General features: G+C 61.7%; 15 protein-coding genes. 14 read left to right on the top strand and 1 reads right to left on the bottom strand.

The window, feature by feature from the left end; all coding sequences use genetic code 11:
- Positions 1 to 44 precede the first annotated feature (44 nt).
- The 3 genes from carB to AWB79_RS15205 all read left to right on the top strand — a co-directional run bounded on the left by carB (position 45) and on the right by AWB79_RS15205 (position 4405).
- The gene (gene carB, locus AWB79_RS15215; RefSeq protein ID WP_061168242.1) at positions 45 to 3299 is read left to right on the top strand and encodes a carbamoyl-phosphate synthase large subunit; all 3255 of its coding nucleotides are present in this window, start codon (positions 45 to 47) and stop codon (positions 3297 to 3299) included.
- 114 nt (positions 3300 to 3413) lie between these two features.
- Positions 3414 to 3890 carry a transcription elongation factor GreA gene (gene greA, locus AWB79_RS15210; RefSeq protein ID WP_061168241.1) on the top strand — a complete coding sequence of 159 codons (477 nt, stop codon included), beginning with the start codon at positions 3414 to 3416 and terminating at the stop codon, positions 3888 to 3890.
- Positions 3890 to 4405: a DUF4149 domain-containing protein gene (locus tag AWB79_RS15205; protein WP_061168240.1), complete on the top strand. Its 516-nt coding sequence runs from the start codon at positions 3890 to 3892 to the stop codon at positions 4403 to 4405. Before greA ends, AWB79_RS15205 begins: the two co-directional genes overlap by 1 nt.
- A 67-nt stretch (positions 4406 to 4472) precedes the next feature.
- Here the strand turns inward: AWB79_RS15205 and AWB79_RS15200 are convergent, their stop codons facing one another.
- Entirely contained in the window at positions 4473 to 5012 is a 540-nt protein-coding gene (locus tag AWB79_RS15200; protein ID WP_061168239.1) for a YhbY family RNA-binding protein, read from the bottom strand.
- A gap of 290 nt (positions 5013 to 5302) precedes the next feature.
- On the opposite strand from AWB79_RS15200, the gene AWB79_RS15195 reads away from it, so the two are divergent.
- The 11 genes from AWB79_RS15195 (at position 5303) to phoR (ending at position 17577) form a co-directional block, all read left to right on the top strand.
- A complete protein-coding gene (locus AWB79_RS15195; protein WP_061168238.1) occupies positions 5303 to 5965 on the top strand; it encodes an RlmE family RNA methyltransferase in 663 nt (220 codons plus the stop codon).
- 186 nt (positions 5966 to 6151) lie between these two features.
- A complete protein-coding gene (ftsH, locus tag AWB79_RS15190) occupies positions 6152 to 8038 on the top strand; it encodes an ATP-dependent zinc metalloprotease FtsH (protein ID WP_061168237.1) in 1887 nt (628 codons plus the stop codon).
- Positions 8039 to 8307: 269 nt separating this feature from the next.
- On the top strand, positions 8308 to 9108 hold the full coding sequence (folP, locus tag AWB79_RS15185) for a dihydropteroate synthase (protein WP_096031543.1): 801 nt from the start codon (positions 8308 to 8310) through the stop codon (positions 9106 to 9108).
- Positions 9109 to 9225: 117 nt separating this feature from the next.
- Complete coding sequence (gene glmM, locus AWB79_RS15180) at positions 9226 to 10587, top strand: phosphoglucosamine mutase (RefSeq protein WP_061168235.1); 1362 nt, start codon at positions 9226 to 9228, stop codon at positions 10585 to 10587.
- Positions 10588 to 10811: 224 nt separating this feature from the next.
- The gene (gene pstS, locus AWB79_RS15175) at positions 10812 to 11843 is read left to right on the top strand and encodes a phosphate ABC transporter substrate-binding protein PstS (protein ID WP_061168234.1); all 1032 of its coding nucleotides are present in this window, start codon (positions 10812 to 10814) and stop codon (positions 11841 to 11843) included.
- 124 nt (positions 11844 to 11967) lie between these two features.
- On the top strand, positions 11968 to 12951 hold the full coding sequence (gene pstC, locus AWB79_RS15170) for a phosphate ABC transporter permease PstC (RefSeq protein WP_061168233.1): 984 nt from the start codon (positions 11968 to 11970) through the stop codon (positions 12949 to 12951).
- Positions 12951 to 13838: a phosphate ABC transporter permease PstA gene (pstA, locus tag AWB79_RS15165; RefSeq protein ID WP_061168232.1), complete on the top strand. Its 888-nt coding sequence runs from the start codon at positions 12951 to 12953 to the stop codon at positions 13836 to 13838. Before pstC ends, pstA begins: the two co-directional genes overlap by 1 nt.
- A 15-nt stretch (positions 13839 to 13853) precedes the next feature.
- Entirely contained in the window at positions 13854 to 14714 is an 861-nt protein-coding gene (gene pstB / locus AWB79_RS15160; protein WP_061168231.1) for a phosphate ABC transporter ATP-binding protein PstB, read from the top strand.
- A 39-nt stretch (positions 14715 to 14753) separates the two neighbouring features.
- Positions 14754 to 15458: a phosphate signaling complex protein PhoU gene (phoU, locus tag AWB79_RS15155; protein ID WP_061168230.1), complete on the top strand. Its 705-nt coding sequence runs from the start codon at positions 14754 to 14756 to the stop codon at positions 15456 to 15458.
- A 42-nt stretch (positions 15459 to 15500) separates the two neighbouring features.
- A complete protein-coding gene (gene phoB, locus AWB79_RS15150) occupies positions 15501 to 16202 on the top strand; it encodes a phosphate regulon transcriptional regulator PhoB (RefSeq protein WP_061168229.1) in 702 nt (233 codons plus the stop codon).
- Positions 16203 to 16263: 61 nt separating this feature from the next.
- Positions 16264 to 17577 (top strand): phosphate regulon sensor histidine kinase PhoR, encoded by a 1314-nt coding sequence (gene phoR / locus AWB79_RS15145; RefSeq protein WP_061168228.1) that lies wholly within the window; start codon positions 16264 to 16266, stop codon positions 17575 to 17577.
- Positions 17578 to 17653: the final 76 nt, after the last annotated feature.

Below are 17653 nucleotides of genomic sequence, written 5' to 3'. Positions count from 1 at the left end.
AAAGCACAGAACAGAACACCGCAAAATATTCATCGAGAGCAGTTATGCCGAAGCGCACAGACATCAAGAGCATCCTCATCATCGGCGCGGGCCCGATCATCATCGGCCAGGCGTGCGAGTTCGATTATTCGGGCGCGCAGGCTTGCAAGGCGCTGCGTGAGGAAGGCTACAAGGTCATCCTCGTCAACAGCAATCCGGCGACGATCATGACCGACCCGAACACGGCCGACGTCACCTACATCGAGCCGATTTCGTGGGAAGTGGTCGAGCGCATCATCGCGAAGGAGCGTCCTGATGCGATCCTGCCGACCATGGGCGGGCAGACCGCGCTCAACTGCGCGCTGGACCTGTTCCACCACGGCGTGCTGGAGAAGTACAAGGTCGAGCTGATCGGCGCGTCGCCGGAAGCGATCGACAAGGCGGAAGACCGTCAGAAGTTCAAGGACGCGATGACGAAGATCGGCCTCGGTTCGGCCAAGTCGGGCATCGCGCATTCCATGGAAGAAGCGCTCGCCGTGCAGGCGCAGATCGCCGAAGCGACCGGCAGCGGCGGCTATCCGACCGTGATTCGTCCTTCGTTCACGCTGGGCGGCTCGGGCGGCGGCATCGCGTATAACAAGGAAGAGTTCGAAGAGATTTGCCGTCGCGGTCTGGATCTTTCGCCTACGCGCGAACTGCTGATCGAGGAATCGCTGCTCGGCTGGAAAGAGTACGAGATGGAAGTGGTCCGCGATAAAAAGGACAACTGCATCATCGTGTGCTCGATCGAAAACCTCGACCCGATGGGCGTGCACACGGGCGATTCGATCACCGTCGCGCCGGCGCAGACGCTCACCGACAAAGAGTATCAAGTGCTGCGTAACGCGTCGCTGGCCGTGCTGCGCGAGATCGGCGTCGATACGGGCGGCTCGAACGTGCAGTTTGCGATCAACCCGAACGACGGCCGCATGGTCGTCATCGAAATGAATCCGCGTGTGTCGCGCTCGTCGGCTTTGGCATCGAAGGCGACCGGTTTCCCGATCGCGAAGGTTGCCGCGAAGCTCGCCTGCGGCTACACGCTCGACGAGCTCAAGAACGAAATCACCGGCGGCCAGACGCCGGCATCGTTCGAACCGACGATCGACTACGTCGTGACGAAGGTGCCGCGCTTCGCGTTCGAGAAATTCCGCGAAGCCGATTCGCGCCTGACGACGCAGATGAAGTCCGTCGGCGAAGTCATGGCGATGGGCCGCACGTTCCAGGAATCGTTCCAGAAGGCGCTGCGCGGTCTGGAAGTCGGCGTCGACGGTCTCGATGAAAAGACCACGAGCCGCGACGAAGTCATTCGCGAAATCGGTGAACCGGGTCCGGACCGCATCTGGTATCTCGGCGATGCGTTCCGTCTCGGCCTCACGATGGACGAGATCTTCGAAGAGACGTCGATCGATCCGTGGTTCCTCGCGCAGATCGAACAGATCATCCTGAAGGAAAAGGCGCTCGAAGGCCGCACGCTCGCGAGCCTCACGCGCGACGAGTTGCTGTATCTGAAGAAGAGCGGTTTCTCGGATCGCCGGCTCGCGAAACTCACCGGTTCCACGCAAGCCGACGTGCGCAAGAAGCGCCACGAACTGAAGGTCCGTCCGGTCTACAAGCGCGTCGACACGTGCGCGGCCGAGTTCGCGACGAAGACCGCGTACATGTACTCGACGTACGAGGAAGAGTGCGAAGCGAATCCGACGGACAAGAAGAAGATCATGGTGCTGGGCGGCGGCCCGAACCGGATCGGGCAGGGCATCGAATTCGACTATTGCTGCGTCCATGCCGCGCTCGCGATGCGCGAAGACGGCTATGAAACCATCATGGTCAACTGCAACCCGGAAACGGTGTCGACCGACTATGACACGTCCGACCGTCTGTACTTCGAATCGCTGACGCTCGAAGACGTGCTCGAAATCGTGGATCTCGAAAAGCCGGTCGGCGTGATCGTGCAGTACGGCGGCCAGACGCCGCTCAAGCTCGCGCTCGATCTCGAAGCGAACGGCGTGCCGATCGTCGGCACGTCGCCGGACATGATCGACGCCGCAGAAGACCGCGAACGCTTCCAGAAGCTGCTCAAGGATCTCGACCTGCGCCAGCCGCCGAACCGCACGGCGCGCGCGGAAGACGAAGCGCTGAAGCTCGCCGAAGAAATCGGTTATCCGCTGGTCGTGCGTCCGTCGTACGTGCTCGGCGGCCGCGCGATGGAAATCGTCCACGAGCCGCGCGATCTCGAGCGCTACATGCGCGAGGCCGTGAAGGTGTCGAACGATTCGCCGGTGCTGCTCGACCGCTTCCTGAACGACGCGATCGAATGCGATGTCGACTGCATTTCCGATGGCGACGACGTGTTCATCGGCGGCGTGATGGAGCACATCGAACAGGCAGGCGTGCACTCGGGCGATTCGGCATGCTCACTGCCGCCGTACTCGCTGTCGAAGGAAACCGTTGACGAACTGAAGCGACAAACTGCCGCAATGGCGAAAGCGCTGAATGTCGTCGGCCTGATGAACGTGCAGTTTGCAATTCAGCAAGTTCCTCAAGACGACGGTTCGAAGAAAGACGTAATCTACGTGCTCGAAGTCAATCCGCGTGCATCGCGCACGGTGCCGTATGTCTCGAAGGCAACCGGCCTGCCGCTCGCGAAGATCGCCGCACGCGCCATGGTCGGTCAGAAGCTCAAGGAGCAAGGCGTCACGAAGGAAGTGATTCCGCCTTACTTCAGCGTCAAGGAAGCTGTGTTCCCGTTCGTCAAGTTCCCGGCAGTCGATCCGGTCCTCGGACCGGAAATGCGCTCGACCGGCGAAGTGATGGGCGTGGGCCGCACCTTCGGCGAGGCGCTCTTCAAGTCGCAACTGGCGGCGGGTTCGCGTCTGCCGGAATCCGGCACGGTGCTGTTGACCGTGATGGACGCCGACAAGCCGAAGGCTGTCGAAGTCGCGCAGATGCTGCACGAGCTCGGCTATCCGATCGTGGCGACAAAGGGCACGGCTGCTGCCATCGCGGCGGCCGGCGTGCCGGTGAAGACCGTCAACAAGGTGAAGGACGGGCGTCCGCATATCGTCGACATGATCAAGAACGGCGAGATCGCGCTGGTCTTCACCACGGTGGACGAGACGCGTGCGGCAATCGCGGATTCGCGTTCCATCCGCATGAGCGCGCAGGCCAACAAGGTCACGTATTACACGACCATGTCGGGCGCGCGCGCGGCGGTCGAAGGGCTGCGTTATCTGCGCGATTTGGAAGTCTATGATTTACAAGGCTTGCATGCTCGCCTAAACTAAGGCTTCGATTACTGGTCTAAGCTTCACGAGCCGCGGTTAAGCGGCGTCTCCTTTCCGGAGATGCGCTTAACCGCGGTAATTTTTTTACGGCTGTTTTTTGTTTGTGAGTGGTCTATGAGCACGATTCCTTTGACGAAGCGCGGCGCGGAGTTGCTGCGCGACGAATTGCAACGCCTGAAGGCCGTCGAGCGTCCCGCCGTCATCAATGCGATCGCGGAAGCGCGCGCGCAGGGCGATCTGTCGGAAAACGCGGAATACGATGCCGCGAAGGAAAAGCAGGGTTTCATCGAGGGCCGCATCGCGGAGATCGAATCGAAACTTGCCGCCGCGCAAGTGATCGATCCGACGCAAGTCGAGGCCGAAGGCCGCGTCGTGTTCGGCGCGACGGTCGAGCTGGAAGATCTGGAATCGGGCAACATGGTCACGTATCAGATCGTCGGCGATGACGAAGCCGACATCGATCACGGTCTCATTTCGGTGAGCTCGCCGATCGCACGCGCCCTCATCGCGAAGTCGGAAGGCGATGTGGCTTCGGTGCAGGCGCCGAGCGGCGCGCGCGAGTACGAAATCATCGCGGTTCGCTACGTCTGATGGAGCACCGACTCTTTCGCGTCATCAGCATGGCCTGGGTCGGCAGTCTGCTGACCTTGGGCCTCGTCGCCGCGCCGGTCTTGTTTTCCATGCTCGACCGCACGTCGGCGGGTTCGGTGGCTGCGCAACTGTTCCGGATCGAAGCGATCATCGGCGTGATCAGCGCGCTCGTGCTGATCCTGATCGGCAATCGCTTCGTGAAAAGCGGCATCGTCGATTACAAGCGCGTGCGCTGGATAGTCGCGGTGATGCTCGTGTGCGTGCTGGTCGGCTACTTTGCGTTGCAGCCGTTCATGAATTCGTTGCGCATGGCCGCGCAGGAAGCCGGCACCGATCTCGCGAGCTCGCAATACGCGAAAGAGTTCGGCATTCTGCACGGCATCTCGAGCGCGGTCTATCTGGTCGAGTGCCTGTTCGGACTCGCGCTGATCTGGCGTCTGCCGGGCGCGGCGCCGGTCAAGATCGTGCCGAAAGGCAAGTCGGCGAAAGTAGCGGCTAAGCGCGCGCGTAGCTGAAGCGCGCTCGTTTCTCGACGGCGCGTGCGTTTCTTCGGAAGCGCACGCGCCGTTCGTTTAAGTCGGCTTACTTTACTGCCTGATGCTGACGCTTCGCGCTGGGCTGACGCTTCTTCGCGCGCTTCACATTGCCGCCGGCCGTCACGCGTTCGTTGCCGAGAACCTTCAGCGTCTGCTTCTTGGGCTTCTTGAACGCGGGCGCGTCGCGCGTGATTTTCACGGCCTTGACGGTACGCGGCGCGCGGCCTTTGGCCGGGCGTTCATCGGCGGCTTCGGCGGCGCTCGGCGGCATGGTGCTGCGCGTGCGCGTGGCGCGGCTCTTCGGAGCGGCGCCTTCGGGCCTCCAGATCACCAGCAGCTTGCCGATATGCTGGATAGGCGCCGCGTTCAGACGGTCGCAGATCTCGTCGTAGATTTCGACTCGCGCCTCGCGTTCGTCGCCGAACACGCGAACCTTGATGAGCTGGTGCGCCTCGAGGTGAACGTTGATCTCCTTGAGCACGGCGTCGGTCAGACCCTCCGCGCCGACGAGCACGACGGGCTTCAACGCGTGGGCCTGGGAGCGCAACTCGCTGCGTTCGGCGGGGGAGAGGTTAAGAGCTGGCATGAGAAATTTGGGACTCGACTAAAATATGGGCGGCGTGGAGCGCGCGCGAGGGCGGTAGGAACACGCCGGCGATGCGAGCGTCCGGGTTCACACCGGAAATATGGCGCAGGAATCGCGCCGCCGCCCACCAGAAACACAACAGGCCGGATGCCGGAATGTGGCGCGCAAGCGCCCTAAGACCGGTCCGGCCGACAAGACGCGTATTATCCGCTAAAAGCCCCGCGCGATGCAGCAAAATCCGCACCGGACGCGCCTTTCGCGGCCGGATGCGTCACCTGAACTCAGTCTGAATGGCAAAGAACCGATTTAACCAAGCGTGGTTGCACGACCACATCAACGATCCCTACGTGAAGATGGCGCAGCGTGAGGGCTATCGTGCTCGCGCCGCGTACAAGCTCAAGGAAATCGACGAACAGGACAAGCTCATCAAGCCGGGCCAAGTGATCGTCGATCTCGGGTCCACGCCAGGTAGCTGGAGCCAGTACGCGCGAAACAAGCTCTCGGCGGGCTCGAAGCGCAACACGGAGCGCGAAGGCGGCATAGACGGCACGATCATCGCGCTGGATATTCTGCCGATGGAGCCCATTGCGGACGTCACGTTCATTCAGGGCGATTTCCGCGAAGACGACGTGCTCGCGAAACTGAATGAAATCGTCGGCGAGCGACAGGTGGACCTTGTAATTTCCGACATGGCCCCCAACCTCTCAGGTGTGTCGAGTGCGGATGCCGCTCGCATCGAACATCTCTGCGATCTGGCGCTGGAGTTTGCGCAGAACCACCTGAAACCAGAGGGTGCGCTGCTAGTCAAATGTTTTCATGGCAGCGGTTATAGTCAGATCGTCGAGAAGTTCAAGCACCAGTTCAAAGTGGTGGCGCCGCGCAAGCCCAAGGCGTCTCGCGACAAATCGTCGGAGACTTTCATTCTCGGGCGACGGCTCAAGCATCCGGGCTGAGCGACCCGCTTGGATAAAGTCGGCGAAAACCGACGATATTTTCGCGGATTATGCCGAAAAAGACCTGCCTGCCGCTATTTGTACGGTAGATAAACCTTATGGCAGGGGTTAGCGGTCTGGATTAGAATGCTTTGGTGGCGTCGCAAGGTTTATGTAGGCGCCCGTCTATGAGTGAGGAGTGGTGCTTTGAACAACAATATGTTCTCTAAAGCGGCAGTGTGGCTCGTGATCGCACTGGTGCTGTTTACGGTGTTCAAGCAGTTCGATAAGCCCCGCGTCCAGGAAGGTGTGTCCTATTCGCAGTTCATGGACGACGCGAAGAACGGCAAAGTCAAGAACGTCACCGTTCAGGGCCGCAATCTAACGGTCACTCCAGCAGACGGCCAGAAATACCAGATCGTGTCTCCGGGCGACATCTGGATGGTCGGCGACCTGATGAAATACGGCGTTCAAGTCAGCGGCAAGGCTGACGATGAACCGAACGCGCTCGTCTCCGCGCTTTATTACCTCGGACCTACGATCCTTATCATCGGCTTCTGGTTCTACATGATGAGGCAGATGCAGGGGGGTGGCAAAGGCGGGGCGTTTTCGTTCGGGAAGTCGCGTGCGCGGCTGATCGACGAAAACAACAACGCAATCAATTTCACCGACGTCGCGGGTTGCGACGAAGCCAAGGAAGAAGTGTCGGAACTGGTGGACTTCCTGCGCGATCCGCAAAAGTTCCAGAAGCTCGGCGGCCGCATTCCGCGTGGTGTGCTGCTGGTTGGCCCTCCGGGGACCGGTAAGACGCTGCTGGCTCGTGCCATTGCCGGCGAGGCGAAGGTGCCGTTCTTCAGCATCTCGGGTTCCGACTTCGTCGAAATGTTCGTCGGCGTCGGCGCGGCCCGTGTGCGCGACATGTTCGAGCAGGCCAAGAAGCATGCTCCGTGTATCGTGTTCATCGACGAAATCGACGCGGTCGGTCGTCATCGCGGCGCCGGCATGGGCGGCGGCAACGACGAACGCGAGCAGACGCTGAACCAGATGCTCGTCGAGATGGATGGCTTCGAGGCGAATTCGGGCGTGATCGTGATCGCGGCGACCAACCGTTCGGACGTGCTGGATAAAGCATTGCTGCGTCCGGGCCGTTTCGACCGCCAGGTCTATGTCGGTCTGCCGGATATTCGCGGCCGCGAGCACATCATGAAGGTTCACCTGCGCAAGGTGCCGATCGCGAACGACGTCGATGCATCAGTCATCGCGCGTGGTACGCCGGGATTCTCGGGCGCCGACCTCGCGAACCTCGTGAACGAAGCCGCATTGTTTGCGGCGCGTCGTGGCAAGCGCATCGTCGAGATGCAGGATTTCGAAGACGCGAAGGACAAGATCTTCATGGGTCCGGAGCGCAAGTCGGCTGTCATGCGTGAGGAAGAGCGTCGCAACACGGCGTACCACGAGTCGGGCCACGCGGTGGTGGCGAAGCTGCTTCCGCACGCCGATCCGGTCCACAAGGTCACGATCATGCCGCGCGGATGGGCGCTGGGCGTCACCTGGCAATTGCCGGAACATGACCGCGTCAACCTGTATCGCGACAAGATGTTGGAAGAGATCGCGATCCTGTTCGGCGGGCGTGCTGCGGAAGAAGTGTTCCTGAATTCGATGTCGACCGGTGCTTCCAACGACTTCGAGCGCGCGACCAAGATGGCGCGCGACATGGTGACGCGCTACGGCATGTCGGACGTGCTCGGCACGATGGTCTACGTCGATACGGAACCGGACGGCATGTTCGGCAAGCTCGGCGGCAAGACGGTGTCCGAAGCCACGCAGCAAAAGGTCGATGCCGAAATCCGCCGCATCCTCGACGAGCAATATGCGCTCGCCCGGAAGTTGCTGGAAGACAACCGCGGCAGGGTCGAAGCCATGACCAAGGCGCTGCTCGAATGGGAAACCATCGACGCGGATCAGATCAGCGACATCATGTCGGATCGTCCGCCGCGGCCGCCGAAGAACATGCCGCCTCCGTCCGGCGACACGCCTCCGGGTGGCAGCAGCGGCACCGAGGTCAAGCCGGGCAACGCGCCCGCAACGGCCTGAGTATCACGAGCTAGTTGATGGGCCGGTGTGCATCGCATACCGGCCCATTTTCAATTTGACGCGCTGGTTTTAACCGGACACTGAACGCGGAGTGGCAATAGCATCCGATTTGTTTCGAATTCCATCCAGCAGACCAGACGCCCGCTCGCCTACCCGTTTCCTACCCCTCGTTTCGTTCGACTCGCTTGACCACATCGACTCCCACTCTCCCGACAGCGGCACCGCTCCAGTGCGGACGTTTCACGCTGTCCTTCGAACGCCCGCTGGTCATGGGGATTCTCAACGTCACGCCTGATTCGTTCTCCGACGGCGGACGCTTCCTCTCGCGCGATGCCGCGATTGCGCGCGCCGAACAGATGCTCGCCGATGGCGCCGACATGATCGATATCGGTGGTGAATCGACGCGTCCCGGCGCGCCGCCCGTTCCGCTGGACGAAGAGCTCGAGCGCGTGGTGCCGATCGTCGAGGCGCTGCGCGCGACTCGCGTGCCGATTTCGGTCGATACCTACAAACCCGCCGTCATGCGTGCCGTGCTCGATGCCGGCGCGGACATGATCAACGACATCTGGGGCTTTCGGCAGGAGGGCGCGCTCGATGTCGTGAAGGACAGCCATTGCGGTTTGTGCGTGATGCACATGCTCGGCGAGCCGCGCACGATGCAGGTTCACGAGCCGATCTACGAGGATGTGGTCGCGGATGTGCGAGCCTTCTTTGTGGAACGGATCGATGCACTGGCCCGGGCGGGCATTGTAAAAGAGCGTATCAGTCTCGACCCGGGATACGGTTTCGGCAAGACGGTCGAGCATAATTATCTGCTGCTGGCGCGCCTTACCGGGACTTTGCCAGCCAGATCGGATTTTCCGCTGCTCGCGGGCATGTCACGCAAGTCGATGCTTGGCGCCGTGACTGGTCGCGGTGCCGGGGAGCGCGTTGCGGCGAGCATTGGCGCGGCAGTAATCGCGGCGGAACGCGGCGCGTCGATCATTCGCGTGCACGACGTGGCGCCGACCGTCGATGCGCTGAAAGTCTGGCAGGCCACAAAGGATGTTGCCGTTGATGGGCATCATTGACACTTGGCTGCTGCTACCAAGAATTGCGGCTCCGGCGCGTGCGCCGCTATAAATCATCAACTATGTATCGCGGACGGGGAACAGACGCGAGGCGTCCGCGAGGAGGGTCAGGCAACAATGGCACGTCAATATTTCGGAACGGATGGCATTCGGGGGCGCGTAGGCGTTGCGCCGATCACGCCGGATTTCGTACTCAAGCTCGGCTATGCCGCGGGCAAGGTGCTCGCCGGCGCCGACCGCGCGCATCAGAAAAAGGGCAATCGCCCGACCGTGCTGATCGGCAAGGACACGCGCGTGTCGGGTTATATGCTCGAAGCCGCGCTCGAATCGGGCTTTTCGGCGGCAGGCGTCGACGTGATGCTCGCAGGCCCGATGCCCACGCCGGGCGTCGCCTATCTGACGCGCGCGCTGCGCCTGTCGGCGGGCGTCGTGATCAGCGCATCGCATAACCCGTACAACGACAACGGCATCAAGTTCTTTTCCGCCGACGGCAACAAGCTGCCCGATGAAGTCGAACTGGAAATCGAGCAGCAGCTCGAGCAGCCGATGGAATGCGCGCCGTCCGAGCGCCTCGGCAAGGCGCGCCGTCTGGACGACGCGGGCGGCCGTTACATCGAGTTCTGCAAGAGCACGTTTCCGGCGAGCTTCGATCTGCGCGGGCTGAAACTCGTCGTCGACTGCGCGCACGGCGCCGCGTACGACGTCGCGCCGCACGTGTTCCATGAACTGGGCGCGGAAGTCGTGTCGATCGGCGTGTCACCGAACGGCTTCAATATCAACGACGGCGTCGGCGCCACCGCGCCCGAGGCGCTCGCGCGCGCCGTGGTGGAGCACAAGGCCGACCTCGGCATTGCGCTCGACGGCGATGCGGACCGCGTACAGATCGTCGACTCGACCGGCCGCCTTTTCAACGGCGACGAGTTGCTCTACGTGCTGGTCAAGGACCGCATCGCGACCGATGGCCGCGTCGAAGGCGCGGTCGGCACGCTGATGACCAACATGGCCGTCGAGGTGGCGCTCAAGGAGGTGGGAGTGCAGTTCGTGCGCGCGGCCGTGGGCGACCGCTACGTGCTGGAGAAGCTGCGCGAGAACGGCTGGCAACTGGGCGCGGAAGGCTCGGGTCACATCCTGTCGCTCGACCGCCATTCGACCGGCGACGGCATCGTCTCCGCGCTGCTCGTGCTGGCCGCGATCCAGCGCAGCGGCAAATCGCTCGCCGAATTGCTCGACGGCGTGAGCCTGTTCCCGCAAAAACTCATCAACGTGCGGATGGCTGCGGGCGCGAACTGGAAGAGCAGCGACGCGATTCGCCGCGCGGTCGAACAAGCCGAGCGTTCCCTCGAATCGCACGGACGGGTCTTGATTCGCGCGTCCGGAACTGAGCCGGTGTTGCGCGTGATGGTGGAAGCGGCCGCTCAGCAGGACGCGGTTCGGCACGCGGAAACGATTGCGCAGATCGTGAAAGAGGTGACTTCGTAGGCGTTTACTGAATTTAGACACAATTCGCTAAAAGCGGGCTTCGGCCCGCTTTTTTATTTGCATCAATCCCTTGACAAATCGGATGTGATCAAACTTTCAGCACGTAAGCATACTGACATGCTGGGTTCACGGTAAGTCATATTACTGTCACGGACCCCGCCTATATTTCGCGTTGTCGTCTCACACGCTCACACGACACACGCTCACCCTCCTGGAGATTAAGAATGAAATTGATGCAAACCGCGCTGGCCGGTCTGATTGGTGCAGTGTTCGCCATCTCTGCACAAGCAGCCGACATCACCGGCGCGGGTTCCACCTTCGCCGCTCCGATCTACACCAAGTGGGCGGACACCTACCAGAAGACCGGCGGCGGCAAGGTGAACTACCAAGGCATCGGCTCGTCGGGCGGTATCAAGCAGATCATTGCAAAGACGGTGGATTTCGCGGGCTCGGACGCTCCGCTGAAAGATGACGAACTCGCGAAGGACGGCCTGTTCCAGTTCCCGACGGTAGTCGGCGGCGTGGTGCCGGTGATCAACGTGCCGGGCGTGAAGGCTGGCGAAGTGACGCTGTCGGGCCAGGTGCTCGGCGACATCTATCTGGGCAAGATCAAGAAGTGGAACGACCCGGCGATCGCCGCGCTGAATCCGAAGGTCAAGCTGCCGGATACGGATATCGCTGTCGTGCGCCGCGCGGACGGTTCGGGCACCAGCTTCATCTGGACGAACTACCTGTCGAAAGTGAACGCGGACTGGAAGTCGAAGGTCGGCGAAGGCTCCACGGTCAACTGGCCGACGGGCACGGGCGGCAAGGGCAACGACGGCGTCGCGGCATTCGTGCAGCGTCTGCCGGGCGCGATCGGCTACGTGGAGTGGGCGTACGCGAAGCAGAACAAGATGACCTACGTCGGCATGAAGAACTCGGCTGGCATGGTCGTCGAGCCGAAGACGGACACGTTCAAGGCAGCGGCTGCGGGCGCTGACTGGTCGAAGTCCTTCTACCAGATCCTGACGGACGAGCCGGGCAAGAACGCATGGCCGATCGTCGGCGCGACCTTCGTGCTGCTGCACGCGACGCAAGACAAGCCGGCGCAAGGCACGGAAACGCTGAAGTTCTTCGACTGGGCGTTCAAGAACGGCGGCCAGGCTGCCAGCGATCTCGACTACATCTCGCTGCCGGATTCGGTCGTCGCCGAAATCAAGACGCAGTGGAAGGCGAAGGTCAAGGACGCTTCGGGCAAGGCCGTCGCGGAGTAAGCCATACACGTAGTTGGAAACTGTCCTAAGCTGCTTTAGCCCGGACAGTCAGCAAGGAAGGAAGCCGCGCGGTTCGTCGAAGGGCGTGTCGCGCGGTCTGACACGTAGCGAAACCAAGGCTCCCATGTCGGACATCAACTTATCGTCGGCCGTGCCGGCGGCGCATACCCAGCGCGCGCCGAGCCGTTTCGGCGACCTCATTTTCGGTGGCGTGACGCGGCTCGCGGCCGTCATCACGTTGCTTCTGCTCGGCGGCATCATCGTTTCGCTGCTCATCGCGTCGATGCCGACCATTCAGAAATTCGGCCTCTCGTTCCTGTGGCGTGCGGAATGGGATCCACCCAGCGAAAGCTTCGGCGCGCTCGTGCCTATCTACGGCACCATCGCGACCTCGATCATCGCGCTTATCATCGCCGTGCCGGTCAGCTTCGGCATCGCGCTGTTCCTGACCGAACTCTCGCCCGCGTGGCTGCGCCGTCCGCTAGGTGTCGCGATCGAGCTGCTCGCGGCGATCCCGTCGATCGTGTACGGCATGTGGGGCCTGCTCGTGTTCGCGCCGATCTTCGCGGAGTACTTCGAGAAGCCGCTCGGTCATCTGCTGGGCGACGTGCCCGTGATCGGCATGTTCTTTCAGGGCCCGCCGATCGGTATCGGCATTCTGTGCGCGGGCGTGATTCTCGCGATCATGATCATCCCGTACATCGCCTCGGTGATGCGCGACGTGTTCGAAGTCACGCCGGTGCTGCTGAAGGAATCGGCGTACGGCATCGGCTGCACGACCTGGGAAGTGATGTGGAAGATCGTGTTGCCCTATACGCGCGCCGGTGTGATCGGCGGCGTGATGCTGGGTCTCGGCCGCGCGCTCGGCGAGACCATGGCGGTCACCTTCGTGATCGGCAACACGAACCTGCTCGACAACGTGTCGCTCTTTTCCCCCGGCAACAGCATCACCTCGGCGCTCGCGAACGAATTCGCGGAAGCGAGCCCGGGCCTGCATACGTCGGCATTGATGGAACTCGGTCTCATTCTGTTCGTGATCACTTTCTTCGTACTCGCGTTTTCGAAGCTGATGCTTTTGCGCATGGAACGCGGGGAGGGCCGTAAATAATGAGCCGTCCCGCTACGTTCAATCAGGACATGGAGCGCGTGCAAAAGACGCGCGAGAAGCTGCAGCGCCGCCGCCGCGGCACCAATGCAGTCGCGCTGACGCTCTCGCTCGCCGCGATGGCCTTCGGCCTCCTCTGGCTCGTGTGGATTCTCTTCACGACGCTGAAGCTCGGCATCGGCGGATTGTCGGTCGATCTGTTCACGCAGTCGACGCCCCCGCCGAATACCGATGGCGGCGGTCTCGCCAACGCGATCGTCGGTTCGCTGATGCTGGTCGTGCTCGCCACGTTCGTCGGCACGCCGCTCGGCATTCTCGCAGGCGTATATCTCGCCGAGTACGGCCAGAAGCGCTGGCTCGCGAGCGTGACGCGCTTCATCAACGACATTTTGCTGTCCGCGCCTTCCATCGTCGTCGGTCTGTTCGTGTATGCGATCGTCGTCGCGAAGATGGGCCGCTTCTCCGGCTGGGCGGGCGTGATCGCGCTGGCCTTGCTGCAGATTCCGATCGTGATCCGCACGACCGAAAACATGCTGAAGCTCGTGCCCAACGCACTGCGTGAAGCCGCGTTCGCGCTCGGCACGCCGAAGTGGAAGATGGTGATGTCGATCACGTTGAAGGCGTCGGTCGGCGGCATCGTGACGGGCGTGTTGCTGGCGGTCGCGCGTATCGCCGGCGAAACCGCGCCGCTGCTTTTCACGGCGCTGTCGAATCAATTTTTCTCGCTGGACATGAATCAGCCGGTAGCGAATCTGCCGGTCACGATTTACAAGTTCGCGATGAGTCCGTTCCCGCAGTGGCAATCGCTCGCGTGGGCCGGTGTGTTCCTGATTACGCTCGGCGTGCTGGGTCTGAATATCCTGGCGCGGGCGATCTTCTCGAAGAAATAAGGGTGGAGTGATTCCATGAATATGGTCGAAAGCGGTGTCAACCACCAAGAGACGCCAGTCGAGCGCGGCCCGGTTCCCGGCAGCGTGCGCCCGACCCACGGCTCGCAGCCGGCGGATTCCATCAAGCCGAAGATCGAGGTGAAGAACCTCAACTTCTTCTACAACAAATATCACGCGCTGAAGAACATCAACCTGCGCATTCCGGAGAAGAAGGTGACGGCCTTCATCGGACCGTCGGGTTGCGGCAAGTCCACGCTCTTGCGCACCTTCAACAAGATGTACGCGCTCTATCCGGAGCAGCGCGCGGAAGGCGAAATCCTGATGGACGGGGCCAATCTGCTCGACACGACGAAGGACATTTCGCTCTTGCGCGCACGCGTCGGCATGGTGTTCCAGAAGCCGACGCCGTTCCCCATGTCGATCTACGACAACATCGCATTCGGCGTGAAGATGTTCGAGCAACTGTCGCGCTCGGAGATGGATGACCGCGTCGAATGGGCGCTCACGAAGGCCGCGCTCTGGGGCGAAGTGAAGGACAAGCTGCAGCAGAGCGGCTATGGTCTGTCGGGAGGCCAGCAGCAGCGTCTGTGTATCGCGCGCGGCATCGCGATCCGTCCGGAAGTGCTGCTGCTCGACGAGCCGTGCTCGGCGCTCGATCCGATTTCGACGGGTCGTATCGAAGAGCTGATCGCCGAGCTGAAGAGCGATTACACGGTCGTCATCGTCACGCACAACATGCAGCAGGCGGCGCGTTGTTCGGACTACACTGCCTATATGTACCTCGGTGAATTGATCGAGTTCGGCGATACCGAAAAGATCTTCATCAAGCCGGCCCGCAAGGAAACGGAAGACTACATTACGGGCCGCTTCGGCTGATCGTCAGCCAGGTGAAACACACAGGCTTAAGGAGCACATATGTCCGATAAACATCTCTCGAGCCAGTTCGACGCCGATCTCAACGCGGTGTCGTCGAAAGTGCTGGAAATGGGCGGTCTGGTCGAATCGCAGATCATCGCCGCGATGCAGGCGCTGAACGAATTCGACATCGCCATCGCCGATCAGGTGATCGCGGCCGAAGCGCGCCTGAACACGATGGAAGTCGAGATCGACGAGGAGTGCAGCAATATCATCGCGCGCCGTCAGCCGGCCGCACGCGACCTGCGTCTTCTGATGGCGATTTCGAAGACCATCACCAATCTCGAACGCGCCGGCGACGAAGCCGAGAAGATCGCCAAGCGCGTGAAGCGCATCAACGAAGACGGCGCTGGCCGCACGGTGAACATCGCGGAGATCAAGCTGTCGGGCGAGATGGCGGTATCCATCCTGCGCCGCGCGCTCGATGCGTTCGCGCGTCTCGACACGGTCGCTGCCGCGCAGATCGTGCGCGACGACAAGGCCATCGACGATGAATTCCGGGCCTTCGTGCGCAAGCTCGTGACGTACATGATGGAAGATCCGCGCACCATTTCCGCGGGCCTCGACTATCTGTTCATCGCAAAGGCGGTGGAGCGCATCGGCGATCACGCGAAGAACATCGCCGAGTTCATCATTTACATCGTGAAGGGCACGGACGTGCGGCATATCTCGCGCGATCAGCTCGAACGTGAAGCGCTCAGTTAAGCGCAATCGTTTTAACCAAAAGCAAAAGGTCAAGAGGTGCCGATGCCCAGCAGTATCCTCGTCATCGAAGACGAACCCGCGATTTCCGAGCTGATCTCGGTGAATCTGCAACATGCGGGACATTGCCCGATTCGCGCGTACAACGCGGAACAGGCGCAGAACCTGATCAGCGACGTGCTGCCCGATCTCGTGCTGCTCGACTGGATGTTGCCCGGCAAATCGGGCATTGCGTTCGCGCGCGAATTGCGCACCAACGAGCGCACCAAGCACATCCCGATCATCATGCTGACGGCGCGCGGCGACGAACAGGACAAGGTGCTCGGCCTCGAGATCGGCGCGGACGATTACGTCACCAAGCCGTTTTCGCCGAAGGAACTGATGGCGCGCATCAAGGCGGTCCTGCGCCGCCGCGCGCCGCAGTTGACGGAGGACGTGGTCGCGATCAACGGCCTGCGCCTCGATCCGGCGACGCATCGCGTGGCGGCCAGCCATTCGGGCAACGACATCAAGCTCGATCTCGGTCCGACCGAATTCCGTCTGCTGCATTTCTTCATGACGCATCCGGAACGCGTGCACAGCCGCACGCAACTGCTGGATCAGGTGTGGGGCGATCATGTGTTCGTCGAAGAGCGCACGGTCGATGTGCATATCAAGCGTCTGCGTGCCGCGCTCAAGCCCGCCGGCTGCGATGCTATGATCGAAACGGTGCGCGGCAGCGGCTACCGGCTTGCGAAGAGTGCCTGATTTCGGTTGGCGTTATCCGCTTTAGATTGCCGCATCAACGTCACTCAGACTCGCCGACAACATGAACATCATCTGGACGCGCGCCATCGTGTCCCTCGCGCTGCTCGCCGCGCTCGGCGCCGCGATCGGCGCAATCGCCGGCGTGCGCATCGCGCTCGCCTTCGCGGTGCTCATGCTCGTCGTGCAAGGCTTCTTCGTCACGTATCACATGCAGCGCCTCTGGCGTTTGCTCGAAGCGCCGGTCTACGGCGAGGTGCCGAGCGCGCTCGGCATCTGGGGCGAGATTTACTATCGCCTTCACAAGCTCGCCAAGCGCTGGCATGCACAGGTGCGTCAGGTCGAGCAGCAGCATTCGCGTTTCATCCAGGCCATCCAGGCGTCGCCCAACGGCGTCGCAATGCTCGACGATCATGACCAGATCGAGTGGTGCAACGCGATCGCCGAGAAGCACTTCGGGCTCGATGCGAAGCGCGATCTGCGTCAGCACATCACGCATCTCGTGCGCCAGCCGGATTTCGTGCGTTATCTGAACTCGCATCGCTACGAGGAAACGCTCGTCATGCATGGCATGGGGCTGAACCGTCAGTACACCGTGTCGGTGCAGGTGTTCCCTTACGGCGATAGCCGCAAGCTCATTCTCACGCAGGACATCACCGAGCTCGAACGCACGGATTCGATGCGTCGCGACTTCGTGGCCAACGTCTCGCACGAGTTGAAGACGCCGCTCACGGTGCTGTCGGGCTTTCTCGAAACGATGCGCGAACTGCCGCTCGACGAAGCAGACCGCATGCGCTATCTCGACATGATGGAGCAGCAGGCTTCGCGCATGCAGAACATCGTGCGCGATCTGCTGGTGCTCGCGAACCTCGAAGGCGATGTGCGTCCCCCCGGCGACGAGCTGCTCGATATGCGCGGCGTCATGCGTCATCTGGAGGACGATGCCAATAGCCTCTCGGGCGGGCGGCATCGGATCGCGTTTCATGGCGATGATTCGCTCACCGTGGCGGGTGTCGAAACCGAAGTGGTCAGCGCGCTCGGAAATCTCGTTACTAACGCGGTGCGTTATACGCCGGATGGCGGGACGATCGACGTGTCCTGGCAACGCGTGAAGGATCGCGCGGTGTTCACGGTCAAGGACAGCGGGCTCGGGATTCCGGCGGAGCATATTCCGCGCTTGACCGAGCGGTTCTATCGCGTGGATCGCAGCCGATCGCGGGATACCGGCGGGACGGGGCTTGGGCTCGCCATCGTCAAGCATGTGCTGCAACGGCATCATGCGGAACTCGACGTGAAGAGCGAAGTGGGGCGGGGAAGTACTTTTATCGTGCGATTTCCGGCTTCGCGAACGGCATCGAGGAATTCGCTGGCGGCGTGATTATTTTCGCCGCCTGATCCTGCGATCGTGTCGGTTCATTAACGTCGCAGAGTTAATGAACCGTCACGACTGCAGG

This window comes from Caballeronia hypogeia (assembly GCF_001544875.2).
GTDB lineage: Bacteria > Pseudomonadota > Gammaproteobacteria > Burkholderiales > Burkholderiaceae > Caballeronia > Caballeronia hypogeia.
Note: the sequence above shows the minus strand (reverse complement) of the source record. Positions and strands in the feature narration are given on the sequence as shown.

Coding starts and splice junctions, on each gene's coding strand:
- AWB79_RS15205 (WP_061168240.1), top strand. CDS start 3,890: ATGGAGCACCGACTCTTTCGCGTCATCAGCATGGCCTGGGTCGGCAGT.
- pstB (WP_061168231.1), top strand. CDS start 13,854: ATGAATATGGTCGAAAGCGGTGTCAACCACCAAGAGACGCCAGTCGAG.
- pstA (WP_061168232.1), top strand. CDS start 12,951: ATGAGCCGTCCCGCTACGTTCAATCAGGACATGGAGCGCGTGCAAAAG.
- phoR (WP_061168228.1), top strand. CDS start 16,264: ATGAACATCATCTGGACGCGCGCCATCGTGTCCCTCGCGCTGCTCGCC.
- AWB79_RS15200 (WP_061168239.1), bottom strand. CDS start 5,012: ATGCCAGCTCTTAACCTCTCCCCCGCCGAACGCAGCGAGTTGCGCTCC.
- AWB79_RS15195 (WP_061168238.1), top strand. CDS start 5,303: ATGGCAAAGAACCGATTTAACCAAGCGTGGTTGCACGACCACATCAAC.
- pstS (WP_061168234.1), top strand. CDS start 10,812: ATGAAATTGATGCAAACCGCGCTGGCCGGTCTGATTGGTGCAGTGTTC.
- carB (WP_061168242.1), top strand. CDS start 45: ATGCCGAAGCGCACAGACATCAAGAGCATCCTCATCATCGGCGCGGGC.
- glmM (WP_061168235.1), top strand. CDS start 9,226: ATGGCACGTCAATATTTCGGAACGGATGGCATTCGGGGGCGCGTAGGC.
- phoU (WP_061168230.1), top strand. CDS start 14,754: ATGTCCGATAAACATCTCTCGAGCCAGTTCGACGCCGATCTCAACGCG.
- phoB (WP_061168229.1), top strand. CDS start 15,501: ATGCCCAGCAGTATCCTCGTCATCGAAGACGAACCCGCGATTTCCGAG.
- pstC (WP_061168233.1), top strand. CDS start 11,968: ATGTCGGACATCAACTTATCGTCGGCCGTGCCGGCGGCGCATACCCAG.
- folP (WP_096031543.1), top strand. CDS start 8,308: ATGGGGATTCTCAACGTCACGCCTGATTCGTTCTCCGACGGCGGACGC.
- greA (WP_061168241.1), top strand. CDS start 3,414: ATGAGCACGATTCCTTTGACGAAGCGCGGCGCGGAGTTGCTGCGCGAC.